The sequence below is a fragment of the Streptomyces sp. NPDC055966 genome (genome assembly GCF_042269865.1).
Taxonomy (GTDB): Bacteria; Actinomycetota; Actinomycetes; order Streptomycetales; family Streptomycetaceae; genus Streptomyces.
In genome coordinates this window covers 67,402-80,359 of sequence record NZ_JBHJYK010000009.1, presented here as the reverse complement: position 1 = coordinate 80,359, position 12,958 = coordinate 67,402, and the positions used below count along the sequence as shown (strand labels likewise).

Below are 12,958 nucleotides of genomic sequence, written 5' to 3'. Positions count from 1 at the left end.
ACTTCCTTCGAGCGGACGACGAGGCTCGAACTCGCGACCTCAACCTTGGCAAGGTTGCGCTCTACCAACTGAGCTACGTCCGCTTGTCGTTTCGGTCCGCTTCCGCGTCCCGGCGACGTGTTGAACTCTAGCGGATTCCCGGGCCAGTACAAAAACGCGTTTGCGCAGCGTGCTGCGGTACACCCGACGGAGGACATGGTCAGGGCTCCCTCGGGGACATCCCGGAGCCATCTGTCGGACACCCGACCTAGACTCGATCGCGTGCCTCACCACGCTTCCCGGCCCCCTGCCCTGGCCCGCTTCGGCGACCGCGTCGCCACCGGTCTCCTGGACGTCACCAGCGACCCGGCCGCCCTGGACTCGGACGGCTTCTGGGCCGTCTGCGCGGACTTCGAGGGCGGGCTGACCTGCGCCCGCTTCGCGGACGTACGCGAGGAGCCGGTGCCCGCCCCGGTGCCGGGCGGCTGGTGCGGCCCGGCGTTCGGGGAGTGGACCTCCTCCCTGGACCGGCGCGCGTACACGGCGGCCGTCGGCCGGATACGCGAGCACATAGCGGCCGGCGAGGTCTACCAGGCCAACCTCTGCCGGGTCCTCACCGCGCCCGTGGCCCCCGACGCCGACGTGGACGCCCTGACCGCCGCGCTGGCCCGCGGCAACCCGGCGCCGTACGCGGGCACGATCCGGCTGCCGGAGCACGGCGTGGAGATCGCCACCGCCTCACCCGAGCTGTTCCTGCGCCGGGCGGGGCGGATCGTCGAGAGCGGGCCCATCAAGGGCACCGGGCGCACGGAGGCGGACCTCCTGGAGAAGGACTACGCCGAGAACGTGATGATCGTGGACCTGGTGCGCAACGACATCGGACGCGTGTGTGCGACCGGCAGCGTGACCGTCCCCGACCTGTGCGCCGTCGAGAAGCACCCCGGCCTGGTCCACCTGGTCTCCACGGTCCGCGGCGAACTGCGGCCCGGCGCCGGCTGGCCCGAGCTCCTCGCCGCCGCGTTCCCGCCCGGCTCGGTGACCGGCGCGCCGAAGTCGAGCGCCCTGCGGATCATCGACGCCCTGGAGACGGCCCCGCGCGGGCCGTACTGCGGCGGCATCGGCTGGGTCGACGCCGACCGGGGCACGGGCGAGCTGGCCGTCGGCATCCGCACCTTCTGGATCGACCGGCCGGGCGACGGCACGGCGCTGCTGCGCTTCGGCACCGGCGCCGGGATCACCTGGGGGTCCGACCCCGAGGGGGAGTGGCGGGAGACCGAGCTGAAGGCGGCCCGGCTGCTCGCGGTAGCGTCGGGGGCGTACGGGGCGAGTGGAGGGGTGTACGCATGAGGATCTGGCTGGACGGCGGGCTGCGGGACCTGGAGTCCGCCCGTGTCTCCGTCTTCGACCACGGACTGACGGTCGGCGACGGCATCTTCGAGACCGTGAAGGCGGCCGACGGGCGGCCCTTCGCCCTCACCCGACACCTCGACCGGCTCACCCGCTCGGCCCGGGGCCTCGGCCTGCCCGACCCGGACCACGACGAGATCCGCGAGGCCTGCGCCGCCGTCCTGGCGGCCAATCCGATGCCGCTCGGCCGGCTGCGGATCACCTACACCGGCGGCCACGGCCCGCTCGGCTCCGACCGCGGCGAGCACGGCCCGACCCTCGTGGTCGCCCTCGGCGAGACCACCCGCCGCCCGGACTCCACCGCCGTGATCACGGTCCCCTGGACCCGCAACGAACGCGGCGCCCTGACCGGCCTGAAGACCACCTCGTACGCCGAGAACGTCGTCGCTCTCGGCCGTGCCCACGAACAGGGCGCCTCCGAGGCGCTGTTCGGCAACACGGTGGGACAGCTCTGCGAGGGCACCGGCTCCAACGTCTTCGTCGTCCTGGGCGGCGAGATCCACACCCCGCCGGTCGCCTCCGGCTGTCTGCCCGGCATCACCCGCGCCCTGGCGATCGAGTGGATCGGCGCCAGGGAGACCGACCTGCCGCTCGACGTCCTCGGGCGCGCCGACGAGATCTTCCTGACCTCCACCCTGCGCGACATCCAGGCCGTGCACCGCGTCGACGACCGCGAACTGCCCGCTCCCCCGGGCCCGGTGACCGCCAAGGCGATGCGCGTCTTCGCCGAGCGCTCCGGGGACGACCTGGACCCCTGAGCCGGCGAAGGGCCGTGGGCCGACGGGCGCGGGGGCCTGGGAAAACGGGCTGACTCGGAGCTCGGGCACGGGTAGAACACCTGTGATGACCACGACCCTGCGGCCGGTCGAGCCGCTACAGCAGCACCCCGACGGCACCCGTTCGCGCCGTTACCAGGTGTGCGTGAACAGCCGCCCCGTCGGCGAGATCCACCTCGGTACCTCGCCGTCCCTCGGGGACACGGTGGCGAGCGTCGACGAACTGTGGATCGCCGAGCCCGACCGGCGGCGCGGCCGGGCCACGGTGGCCGTGCTCGCCGCGGAGGAGGTGGCGCGCGGCTGGGGCTGCACCCAGATCGAGACAGTCGTGCCCGCCTCGGCGGACATCGCCCTGCGGCTGTTCGAGACCCTCGGCTACAGCCTGCGCAACCGCCGCATGCGCAAGCCGCTCGGCACCGTCCCGCCCGAGCTGCCGGCGGGCAGCGCCGCGCGGCCCATGACGGAGGCCGACTTCGCGGCCTGGCAGGAGCACGAGATCGAGCGGTACGCGCGCACGTGGATGGACCGCGGCCTGCCCGAGGCCGTGGCCCGCGACAAGGCGCGCCGTGACCACGAGCGGCTGCTGCCCCACGGGCTCGCCACCGACGGCACGCGCTTCAGCGTCCTGGAACACGAAGGGGCCCGGGTGGGCGTGCTGTGGCTGGCGCTCACGGACGACGGCGCGTTCGTGTACGGCGTCGAGACCGAGGCGGCCCACCGCGGCCGGGGGCACGGCCGTACGCTCATGCTGGTGGCGGAGCGCCAGGCGATCGAGGCCGGCCGGCCGGTCCTCGGCCTCAACGTGTTCGCGGGCAACACCCCGGCGGAGCGGCTGTACGAGTCCCTCGGCTACGAGACGACGTCCCACTCCCTCGCCAAACCCCTGCTGTAGGAGACACCGGGGCACGGGGTTCCTAGGCGGCGCGGGGCTCCCAGGGGGTGTCGTTCGGATCATCCCGGCGTCGCGGGGTCTGGCACGCGCTCCCCCCAGAGGGGGCACCCCCAGCGGCGTTGTCCTCGATCGCCGACTCCCCCACGCTCGGCTTCGCTCGCGCGGGAGGGGCCCCACGACCCCGCTCGGGTCCGCCGGCCCGCACTGTTCCTCACGGCCGACCTGATCCAGACGACACCCCCTAGGCCTGCCCGCCCCCGCCCAGCAGTCGGTCGGCGATCTCCTCGACGCGCTCGCGCAGGCCCTCCTGGCTCTTGCCGCCGTCGAGGCGTTCGCCGCCGATGACGTACGTCGGGGTGCCGGTCACCCCGATCGCCTTGCCCTCGGCCTGGTCGGCGTCCACGATCAGGATGTGCCGCCCGTCGATCAGCGCGGTGTCGAACTCCTCGGCGTCCAGCCCGAGTTCACCGGCCACCTCGACCAGGAAGGGTTCTCCCCGACGGTCCAGCTCCTCGACCCGCCCGAGCACGGCCTCCACGTACGGCCAGCCCCGGCCCTGCGCCAGCGCCTCCTCGGCGGCCTGGGCCGCGGCGAAGGAGTGCTTGTGATTCTCCAGCGGGAAGTGCCGCAGCCGCAGCTCCAGCCGGTCGCCGTAGCGGGCGCGCAGGGCGCGGACGTCGTCCAGGGCGGTACGGCAGTCGGGGCACTGAAGCTCGCACCAGACGTCGAGGACGAGGGCGTCGGCGCGCGCGGGGGAGGAGTCGCTCATGCCGCCCAGTCTTCCAGGCCGGGCCCGGCCGACCCAATCGGGACCGTACGGCACTCCAGGAGGAGACGACCCGGAGATGTCCCTGATGTCCGCTGCGGGCATGGCATCGCGGGTACGGGACGGTGCAGGATGGAGGGGACGGAGCGCGTCGGCCCGGCGTGCTGTGCCGCTCGCGTTCCTCGCGTTCCTCGCGTTCCTCGTGATCCTCGCGTTGTCCGCGTGGAGCCTTCCGCCCGACCGAGCCCGCCAGGAGGACCGGATGATTGCCGAGACCGTCTGCTCCGCCGTGTCCGCGGCGGGCCTGGGCATCGCTGTGGTCACGGCCTACCGCAAGCGCTTCCTGGCGGCGGCGCGCATCGCGGCCTACTCGCTGGTGCCGGTCGGCCTGGTGATGACCGGGCTCGTCGGCTGGCTCGCCGACACCGCCTTCAGCCCTGTCGCCTGGGCGGGCTTCGGGGTGCTGGGCGCGGCCTGGGTGATCTTCGCGGGCACGCGCGCCGTCGAGCGCCGGCGCGGCGGCGCCACCCGGGCCGAGCGCAGAGCGGCCCGCGGCAGCGGGACGGACGCGGTCGCCCCTGCGGCCTCCGCCCCCTCCCTGGGCCCGGGGACCCGGCAGGCCACCGCCCCACGCGCCACCGGCGCCACCGAGGACTTCAGCGACATCGAGGCCATCCTCAAGAAGCACGGCATATGACGGCCGCATGACGTTCGCGACGGCATAAGGGCACGTCGGGCCGCCAGGGCCGAAATGACACAGTGCGGCGTGGCCGCGTCCGGTTCCGTTCACAAAACGAAGCAAGTCGGGCGGGACGGCACGGAATGCGGCAAGTCTCGCATCCAGGTGGCATGTTGATCGCGTGCGGTGCCTCTCCTGCGTCATGATCTGCCGCGAGATGCTGGACACGACACAGAGCGAGGCCGCGCCGCCGCCACCGAAGGACGAGCCGCGCGGGTGCCTCTTCGCCCTATCCCAGCCACCGCTGATGATCTTCCTTGCGGTGATCGGGTGTCTGATCCTCATGGCTGCGCTGCACGACCTGCTGTTGCTGTGAGCCGTACGCGTCCGTCCCGGCGCCACCCGCCGGGACCGACGTCGACCCGGACCCGCCGAGCATCCCGCCTGCGCACGGCAACCGCGTGCCGCGCGGCCGGTCAGCCCGTCGCCTCCTTGCGCCGGGCGCGGTAGGCGGCCACGTGCAGCCGGTTTCCGCAGGTTCGGCTGTCGCAGTAGCGACGCGAGCGGTTGCGGGAAAGATCGACGAAGGCACGCCGGCAGTCCGGCGCCTCGCAGCGCCGCAGGCGCTCCTGCTCCCCGGCGACCACGAAGAAGGCGAACGCCATCCCGCAGTCGGCGGCGAGATGGTCGGCCACGGAGGCGCCCGGCGCGAAGTAGTGCACATGCCAGTCATAGCCGTCGTGGTCCGTCAGGCGTGGCGTGGTGCCGGCCGCGGCGACCAGGTCGTTGATCAAACCTGCGGCGGACCGTGGGTCCGGGGCCGCGAAGATCGCCGCGAAGCGCCCCCGCACCCGGCGCACCGCCGAGAGATCGAACTCCGACAGCGTGCCGACATCACTGATTTCGTGGTTTCGTACGAAATCTGCGAGAGCGGGGACATCGGGCAGTCCGTCCGCCGCCGCGCTGTCCTCCGGCGCGGTGTTCACCAGATCGACCGCGGTGTCGAGGGCCCGCCGGGTGTCGTGGGTGATCAGCACGTTTCGCTCCCTGGCCTGGGGGTCGGGCGACGCCCGCCGATGCTGGCCGATGGTAGCGACATCCGCGCGCCGCGCAGCGGCCGCTGCCCGACTCGGCATGCCGGGACAACGCCCCCGCGCCCGCCAGGGTTCCCGGCCCCGTCCCGCCCGCGCGGGGCGGAGGGGGGCGGACACAGGCCGACGCCGCCCCGTGAACGCTCACGGTGACGGCGCCGGGCTGTGCCGTATGCGGTTGTCCTGGCCCGAGCCGTCTCCCCGAGTGGACGGCGCCGGGCTGCTTTCGATGGCCGCGGCCTAGCTTTCCGCCAGGATGTGCGACAGCTCCTGATCCAGGTCGAAGTGCCGGTGTTCCGTGCCGGGCGGCACGGCGGCGTCGGTTCGCTTCAGGAAGGACTCCAGGGCCCGCGCCGGGGCTTCGAGCAGGGCCTCCCCCTCCGGGGAGCTGAGGGCGATGCACACGACGCCCTGGCCATGACTGCGCGATGGCCAGACGCGGACGTCGCCGGTCCCGGTGGGCCGGTGCAACCCTTCGGCAAGGAGGTCGCGGGCGAACACCCACTCGACGGTTTCCTCGGCTCCGGTGTGGAAGGTGGCGTGCACGGCGTAGGGGTCGGCCGTGTCGTACCGCAGGCCTGCGGGGACAGGCAGGGAGGACTCGCTCGACACAACGAGGCGCAGGTGCAGCTCGCAGCTGACCGTGGTGTTCATAAGCGCCAGGGCCTTTCGCTCAGTGTGCGCTCGGGGATTCGCACGTCGGCGAAATCGACATGCCACCTACGGTGCCGTTGTAAACCCCTCTGGGCGTTTTGCGTGTCTTTACGTAACTCTTCCGGCCGAGAACTCTTACCAGACCTACGACCATTTCAGTGACGGGATTCACTCGGGTAGGGTTTGTCCGTATGAATACGGGGAGTGACGAGTCGGGTGAGACCCCTGCGACGGCGGACGAGGTCCACACGGGCCCGCGGGCGCCGCGACGGGACGCCGTACGGCCGGCCGATGGCGGGCTCGGATCCCGGGCGCCGGAATTCGTCAAGGCCCGCCGGGTTCTGCATGTGAGCTGGCAGGCCGGCGTCTTCGTGATCGGCCTCGCGGTCGTCGTGGCCGGCATCGTCATGCTCCCGCTGCCCGGGCCCGGCTGGGTGGTGATCTTCGGCGGCATGGCGATCTGGGCGACCGAGTTCGTCTGGGCCCAGCTCGTGCTCCGCTGGACCAGACGCAAGGTCACCGAGGCGGCCCAGCGGGCCCTCGACCCCAGGGTGCGCCGTCGCAACATCACGCTGACCGCGGTCGGGCTGACGATCGCCGTCGCGCTGGCCGGCGTCTACCTGGGGCGGTTCGGCCTCGTCGTGCCGTGGAAGATCAACGAGGAGTGAGCCGGCCCGTCGCCCAGGCCGCCCGTCGGCCCGTCCCCTGGTCGGAGGCACCCCCTGACATGGGGTAATGTTCTTCCTGCGCCCGGGCGATTAGCTCAGTGGGAGAGCGCTTCGTTCACACCGAAGAGGTCACTGGTTCGAACCCAGTATCGCCCACCCGGACCGACGGCCCACCTGCGAAACAGCAGGTGGGCCGTCGGCGTTTGTGCCCACGTCTGTGCCGATGTCCGGCGGGTACCGGGGACCGGGGCGCGCCGGCCGGGGAGGCGCTCAGGCAGGGACGGGGCAAGCGCCCCGGGGGCCGGCGCGTTTTGCCGAACCGGCAACAAGCCTCGTGCGCGGCGGGCGGTTCACAGGAGCATCGGGAGAGACGCCGCACGAGCGGCCGATGCGCCGCAACGGGCCTCGCCCCACCGCACTGACCCCCAACCTCCCGGAGCCGTCATGCCCCAGCTCCCCGCCCCCGCCTTCGACCCGTCCCACCGCACGGTCCCCTCACCGGCGGGCCGCGTTCACCTCGTGGAGCAGGGCCGGGGCCCACTGGTGCTGCTGGTGCACGGGTTCCCGGAGTCCTGGTACTCCTGGCGCCACCAGCTGCCGGCGCTGGCCGCCGCGGGCTACCGCGCCGTGGCCGTCGACGTCCGGGGCTACGGCCGCTCCTCCAGACCGGCGGCCGTGGACGCGTACCGGATGCTCGACCTGGTCGCGGACAACGTCGCCGTGGTCGAGGCCCTGGGGGAGCGGTCCGCGGTGGTCGTCGGCCACGACTGGGGTGCGACGATCGCCGCCACCTCCGCCCTGACCAGGCCCGATGTGTTCCGTGCCATGGCCCTGCTGGGCGTGCCGTACACCCCGCCCGGCGGTCCGCGCCCCAGCGAGGTCTTCGCGCGGATGGCCGGGACGGGCGACGATGACAGTGGCGAAGACGGTCACGGTGGTGACGGCGGTCGCAGGGCCGGCATCGAAGGCGGTGGCGACCACGGCCCCGGCGGCGCGGGCAGCGGTGCTGGCGCTCGCACCGCGGGCGACCAGGTCGGCGGCGTCGGCGGGGCGACCGGTGGCCTCGACCTCGTGTCGACCGGTGACCGTGCGGCGACGGGTGACCGTGCGGCGACCGGTACCCGGCGTGCCGCGCGCGGCGACTGTGAGACGACCGGCGACGGCCCTGGAACCGGTGCCGACCGCGGCAGCGGAGTCGAGAAGCGGGACGTGGACGACGACACGGAAGGCCGGCCCGGCGTCGAAGCCGCGGGGACCGCGAGGCATGCGCAGTCGGCGGGCCCCGCAGGGGAGTTCGTGGTGCCGGACGAGTTCTACGTCTCGTACTTCCAGCGGCCGGGCCGGGCGGAATCGGAGATCGAGCCCGATGTACGCGGCTGGCTCGCCGGCTTCTACGCGGCCCTGTCCGCCGACACCATGCCCGGACCCGGCGCTCCCGACCCGCACTTCGTCACCCGTGGTGGCACCCTGCGCGAACGCTTCCCGGCAGGCCGGCTGCCGGCCTGGCTGGGCGAGCGCGATCTCGACGTCCTGGCCGGGGAGTTCGAGCGGACGGGGCTGACCGGGGCGCTGAACCGGTACCGGAACATGGACCGGGACTGGGCCGACCTGGCCGGTTACGCGGGTGCGCCGATCACGCAGCCGTCGCTGTTCGTCGGCGGTGCCCTGGACGCCTCGCTCGCCTGGCTGGCGGACGCGGTCGCGGCGTACCCCGAGACCCTGCCCGGTCTGCTCGGCTCGCACATCCTCGACGGCTGCGGCCACTTCGTCCAGCAGGAGCGCCCCGAGGAGACCAACCGAATCCTCCTCGACTGGCTCGCGGCCCTGCCCGCCTGATCCCGGGTCACGCGGGGAACGAGCAACCCGTCGCTCCCCCTCGCCGTCAACGACGATCGCGAGGGCGAGGGCGAGGGCGAGGACGAGGGCGAGGGCCAGGGCCAGGGCCAGGGCCAGGGCCAGGGCCAGGGCCAGGGCCAGGGCCAGGGTGAGGGTCAGGGGCAGGGCGAGCGCGAGGGGCCGGGGATGGGGGCGAGCGCGAGCGCGAGCACGCGAACGCGGATCAGGACGAGGACGACGACTCCCGGCCCCGCCATCCCCGTTGCCCCCGTTCGGCCCGCCGGCCGCACTTCCCCCACCAGCGCCGACCCCCGGCATGCCGCTCGGGCGCGTGCGCCGTCCGCGAGAAAATCCTGTCCGAATCATTGACGCACCCCTGGCCCCTCCGTACCTTGTGCCAGCAAGCGCTTACTTGAAACGATTCATGGCGCGGCGACGACGCTGCGGGGAGGGCCCGACTGTGGGAACCAGCAGGAATCTCGAGAGGCGTACGATCCTGAAGGCGGCCGGGGCGTCTGCGGCCGTGCTCGGGCTCGCGGCGACGACCGGCTGTGGCGGCGGAAGCGGTTCCGGGGACGGGACGGTGACGATCCGTTACTCCTGGTGGGGTGCCGAGGAGCGGGCCAAGAGGATCAACCAGACCATCGCCCTCTTCGAGAAGAAATACCCGAAGATCAAGGTCAAGACGGACTTCCAGACGTACGCGTCCTTCTGGGAGAAGTTCCAGACCCAGGCCGCCGGCGGTAATCCTCCGGACGTTTTCCAGAACGCCGTCACCTTTCTTCGGAAGTACGACAAGCGTGGAATTCTTCTCGACCTCAACTCCCAGGCGACGGCAGGCAATCTGAGCCTGGATCACTTCCGGGAGGGCGTCACGAAGGTCGGCCAGGTCGACGGCAAACAGCTCGGAATTCCGGTCGGTTCCAACACCATGGCGCTCGTCATCGACGAGAAGGTGTTCCGGAAGGCGGGCGTCGAACCGCACGCGGGCTGGACCTGGGACGACTACTTCAAGGCCCTGAAGACGATCCACGACAGGACGAGCATGCCGGGGGACACCGGCTACTTCACCATCATGTACCTGTACGACCTCTACCTCCGCCAGAACGGCAAGGCCTTCTACACCAAGGACGGACTCGGCTTCGACCAGGCCGACCTGACGGAGTGGTGGACGGACGGGTACAACCGGGTCAAGGCCGGCATCGTCACCGACCCGAAGGTCGTCCAGCAGGACAACCCCAAGTCCTCGCTCTCCGCCGGCCACGGCGCCTCGGAGTTCACCTGGGACAACTTCACCGTCCGCTACTCGGCGGAGGGCAACAGCACCTACGGCCTCGCCCCGATCCCGACCACGGACGGCAGGCAGACCGGCCAGTACCTCGCCTCCCTGATGCTCAGCGCCTCCTCCCGCACCTCCCACCCGAAGGAGGCCGCGCAGTTCATCGACTTCATGGCCCACGACCCCGAGGTCGGCAAGATCATGGGTTACGACCGCGGCATCCTCGCGAGCACCGAGCAGTACGACGCGTACCGGCCGACCGACGCGGTCAACAAGGAGATCGCGCAGTACGAGGCGGACACCGCCAAGGCGGGCGTCCTCGGCACGATCACCCCGCACCCCTCCGGTGCCGACACCATCGAGGCCGCCTTCCTGCGCATCGGCGGCGACCTCGGACAGGGCAAGACGAAGGTCTCCGACGCGGTGAAGCAGTTCTTCACCGAGTCCGAGGCCGCCTTCCAGGCCTGAGGGGAAACATGCCGTGACCCTCGTCAAGCACTCCGTGCCCGCCGCCCGCAGGGCGCGCCCGGCCGCCTCCGGCGCCACGGGGCGGCCCGGCCGCCGCCGCGAGAACCTCGCCGGCTACCTCTTCATGTCCCCGTGGATCGCGGGCTTCCTGCTGCTGACCGCGGGCCCGATGGTCGCCTCGCTGTACTTCGCGTTCACCGACTACAACCTCTTCAACAGCCCCCGGTGGGTCGGGCTCGACAACTTCACCAAGATGTTCGCCGACCCCCGCTGGCAGAAGTCGGTGGAGGTGACGGCGAAGTACGTGATCATCGGCACCCCGCTGAAGCTGCTGCTCGCCCTCGGGGTGGCCCTCCTGCTCGCCCAGAGCCGCCGCGGCCAGGCCTTCTACCGGGCCGCCTTCTACGCCCCCTCGCTGATCGGCGCGAGCGTCTCGGTCGGCTTCGTCTGGCGCTCGCTGTTCTCCGACGGCGCGATCGTGGACCGTACCCAGTCCCTCTTCGGCTGGCACGTCGGCGGCTGGGTCGGCAACGCCGACTGGGTGCTGTACTGCCTGGTCGCGCTGACCGTCTGGCAGTTCGGCGCGCCCATGGTCATCTTCCTGGCGGGGCTGAAGCAGGTGCCCAGGGAGCTGTACGAGGCCGCCGAGGTGGACGGTGCCGGACCCTTCCGCACGTTCTGGACCATCACCCTGCCGATGATCTCCCCGGTGCTCTTCTTCAACGTGCTCCTGGAGACCATCCACTCCTTCCAGATCTTCGGCTCGGCCTACGTCGTCTCCAACACCCAGTGCGGCCCGGCCGACGCCACGCTCGTCTACACCTGCTACCTGTACCAACAGGGCTTCAAGAACGCCCAGATGGGCTTCGCCTCCGCCATGGCCTGGATGCTGCTGCTCGCCGTGGCCCTGGTGACGGCCGTCCTCTTCTGGTCCCAGAAGAAGTGGGTGCACTACGAGGAGGACACCCGATGAGTGCCACCACGGCCGCCAAGCCGTCGTCCCCGCCGATCCGCAGGCGCACCGGATCCCTCGTCTGGCACCTCGGCGCCCTGCTGATCCTCGCGGTCATCCTCTACCCGGTGATCTGGGTGATCGGCGCCTCCTTCAAACCCAGCAAGGACGTCGTCAACAGCCTCACGCTGTTCCCGTCCCACCCGATCCTGAGCAACTTCAAGGGCCTCGCCGACGGCATCGCGGACGTCCAGATCTGGACCTTCTTCCAGAACTCCCTCTTCTACGCGGGCGGTGCCGTCGTCGGCGTTCTCATCTCCTGCTCGCTGACCGCGTACGCGTTCGCCCGCATTCGCTTCGCCGGGCGCAACCTGCTCTTCTCGCTGATGATCGGCACGCTGCTGCTGCCGTACCACGTGCTGCTGATCCCGCAGTACGTGATGTTCCAGAAGCTGGGCTGGGTCAACACCTACACCCCGCTGCTGATCGGCAAGTACCTCGCCACGGAGGCCTTCTTCGTCTTCCTCATGGTGCAGTTCATGCGGAACCTGCCGAGGGAGCTGGACGAGGCCGCCCGGCTCGACGGCTGCGGGCACCTGCGCATCTACTGGTCGATCGTGCTGCCGCTGTCCCGGCCCGCGCTCATCACCAGCGCGATCTTCACCTTTATCAACGCCTGGAACGACTTCATGGGCCCGTTGATCTACCTCAACGAGCCCGGCAAGTACACGGTCTCCCTGGGCCTGATGATGTTCCGCGACTCCGACGGCGTCGCCGCCGACTACGGTGGGATGATCGCGATGTCCCTGGTCGCGCTGCTGCCCGTGCTGCTGTTCTTCCTCGCCTTCCAGCGCCATCTGATCGACGGGATGGCGACCTCCGGACTGAAGGGGTGAGGCGACCGGCATGGCCGAAGCACGTGTGAAGGCACGCAAGGAGTCCGTGTTCGCCGAGCGGTTCGCCGTCTTCGCCGAGTGTCTGCTCACCGGCATATGGATCGCGGTGGCCTCCCTCGGGGTCGTCACCTACCCGGCCGCCTTCGCCGCCGGCGCCCGGCATCTGCGCCGCCGCACCGGCCACCGGGCGGGCGGATGGCGGGAGTTCGCCGCCGACTTCCGCGCCGCCGTGCGCGGGGGCTGGGCGGTCGGGCTCGCGGGCTGGGCCGTCCCGGCCCTGGCCTGGCTGGAGGTGCGGGCCGTACGCGCCGGGCTGCCCGGCGGACCGCTCGTGGGCGCCGTAGGACTGCTCGCGCTGATCGGGGTCGCCGTGGCCGGACTGCGCGCGGCAGCCGTCTGGGCGCCCGGCACCCGTTGGCGCGCTCTGCTCGCGGAGGCGGGCCGGCGTACGGTCCTCGACCCCGCCGGATCCTTCCTGCTGGTCGGCGGAGCGGTGCTCACCGTCTGCTCCGCCCTGCTCATCGCCCCGCTGGCGGTGCCCGTGCTCGGCGCCGTCACGGCGGCGGCCGTCGCCGTCGAGGAGCGGTACCGGCGCCGCTGACCTGCCGCAATGCC

13 protein-coding genes, 2 tRNA genes and 3 pseudogenes are annotated in these 12,958 nt (G+C 71.6%); 14 read left to right on the top strand and 4 right to left on the bottom strand.

Going from position 1 to position 12,958, the window contains the following annotated elements:
• Nucleotides 1-10: 10 nt before the first annotated feature.
• A tRNA-Gly gene (locus ACFC8N_RS20425) sits at nt 11-83 on the bottom strand.
• A gap of 112 nt (nt 84-195) precedes the next feature.
• Between ACFC8N_RS20425 and ACFC8N_RS20420 the strand changes: the two genes are divergently transcribed.
• The 3 genes from ACFC8N_RS20420 (at nt 196) to ACFC8N_RS20410 (ending at nt 3,054) form a co-directional block, all read left to right on the top strand.
• Nucleotides 196-1,326, top strand: a complete 1,131-nt coding sequence (locus ACFC8N_RS20420) for a chorismate-binding protein (protein ID WP_376288946.1) — start codon at nt 196-198, stop codon at nt 1,324-1,326.
• Nucleotides 1,323-2,144 carry an aminotransferase class IV gene (locus ACFC8N_RS20415; protein WP_376288945.1) on the top strand — a complete coding sequence of 274 codons (822 nt, stop codon included), beginning with the start codon at nt 1,323-1,325 and terminating at the stop codon, nt 2,142-2,144. Before ACFC8N_RS20420 ends, ACFC8N_RS20415 begins: the two co-directional genes overlap by 4 nt.
• A gap of 85 nt (nt 2,145-2,229) precedes the next feature.
• Nucleotides 2,230-3,054, top strand: a complete 825-nt coding sequence (locus tag ACFC8N_RS20410; RefSeq protein WP_356022057.1) for a GNAT family N-acetyltransferase — start codon at nt 2,230-2,232, stop codon at nt 3,052-3,054.
• A gap of 241 nt (nt 3,055-3,295) precedes the next feature.
• Here ACFC8N_RS20410 and ACFC8N_RS20405 read toward each other — a convergent pair whose 3' ends face one another.
• Entirely contained in the window at nt 3,296-3,823 is a 528-nt protein-coding gene (locus tag ACFC8N_RS20405) for a DsbA family protein (RefSeq protein WP_362822788.1), read from the bottom strand.
• Between the two features lie 259 nt (nt 3,824-4,082).
• Between ACFC8N_RS20405 and ACFC8N_RS20400 the strand changes: the two genes are divergently transcribed.
• Nucleotides 4,083-4,517: a hypothetical protein gene (locus ACFC8N_RS20400; protein ID WP_356022053.1), complete on the top strand. Its 435-nt coding sequence runs from the start codon at nt 4,083-4,085 to the stop codon at nt 4,515-4,517.
• 199 nt (nt 4,518-4,716) lie between these two features.
• A complete protein-coding gene (locus ACFC8N_RS20395) occupies nt 4,717-4,875 on the top strand; it encodes a hypothetical protein (RefSeq protein WP_177240264.1) in 159 nt (52 codons plus the stop codon).
• A gap of 100 nt (nt 4,876-4,975) precedes the next feature.
• Here the strand turns inward: ACFC8N_RS20395 and ACFC8N_RS20390 are convergent, their stop codons facing one another.
• On the bottom strand, nt 4,976-5,536 hold the full coding sequence (locus ACFC8N_RS20390; protein ID WP_356022051.1) for a CGNR zinc finger domain-containing protein: 561 nt from the start codon (nt 5,534-5,536) through the stop codon (nt 4,976-4,978).
• 294 nt (nt 5,537-5,830) lie between these two features.
• The gene (locus ACFC8N_RS20385) at nt 5,831-6,244 is read right to left on the bottom strand and encodes an SsgA family sporulation/cell division regulator (RefSeq protein ID WP_004002642.1); all 414 of its coding nucleotides are present in this window, start codon (nt 6,242-6,244) and stop codon (nt 5,831-5,833) included.
• A gap of 191 nt (nt 6,245-6,435) precedes the next feature.
• Between ACFC8N_RS20385 and ACFC8N_RS20380 the strand changes: the two genes are divergently transcribed.
• The 9 genes and pseudogenes from ACFC8N_RS20380 (at nt 6,436) to ACFC8N_RS20340 (ending at nt 12,944) form a co-directional block, all read left to right on the top strand.
• The gene (locus ACFC8N_RS20380; RefSeq protein ID WP_376288944.1) at nt 6,436-6,912 is read left to right on the top strand and encodes a TIGR02611 family protein; all 477 of its coding nucleotides are present in this window, start codon (nt 6,436-6,438) and stop codon (nt 6,910-6,912) included.
• An 84-nt stretch (nt 6,913-6,996) separates the two neighbouring features.
• Nucleotides 6,997-7,068, top strand: a tRNA-Val gene (locus ACFC8N_RS20375).
• Nucleotides 7,069-7,356: 288 nt separating this feature from the next.
• Nucleotides 7,357-7,797 (top strand): annotated as a pseudogene (locus tag ACFC8N_RS20370) (alpha/beta hydrolase); the annotation flags it as partial.
• A gap of 420 nt (nt 7,798-8,217) precedes the next feature.
• Nucleotides 8,218-8,748, top strand: a pseudogene (locus ACFC8N_RS20365) (alpha/beta fold hydrolase); the annotation flags it as partial.
• A gap of 60 nt (nt 8,749-8,808) precedes the next feature.
• Nucleotides 8,809-9,117 (top strand): annotated as a pseudogene (locus ACFC8N_RS20360) (hypothetical protein); the annotation flags it as partial.
• A 91-nt stretch (nt 9,118-9,208) separates the two neighbouring features.
• Nucleotides 9,209-10,495 carry an ABC transporter substrate-binding protein gene (locus ACFC8N_RS20355; protein ID WP_376288943.1) on the top strand — a complete coding sequence of 429 codons (1,287 nt, stop codon included), beginning with the start codon at nt 9,209-9,211 and terminating at the stop codon, nt 10,493-10,495.
• Nucleotides 10,496-10,508: 13 nt separating this feature from the next.
• Nucleotides 10,509-11,468, top strand: a complete 960-nt coding sequence (locus tag ACFC8N_RS20350) for a carbohydrate ABC transporter permease (protein ID WP_376288942.1) — start codon at nt 10,509-10,511, stop codon at nt 11,466-11,468.
• Complete coding sequence (locus ACFC8N_RS20345) at nt 11,465-12,343, top strand: carbohydrate ABC transporter permease (protein ID WP_376288941.1); 879 nt, start codon at nt 11,465-11,467, stop codon at nt 12,341-12,343. The genes ACFC8N_RS20350 and ACFC8N_RS20345 overlap by 4 nt, the downstream gene beginning before the upstream one ends.
• A 10-nt stretch (nt 12,344-12,353) precedes the next feature.
• Nucleotides 12,354-12,944: a hypothetical protein gene (locus ACFC8N_RS20340; protein WP_362822783.1), complete on the top strand. Its 591-nt coding sequence runs from the start codon at nt 12,354-12,356 to the stop codon at nt 12,942-12,944.
• Nucleotides 12,945-12,958: the final 14 nt, after the last annotated feature.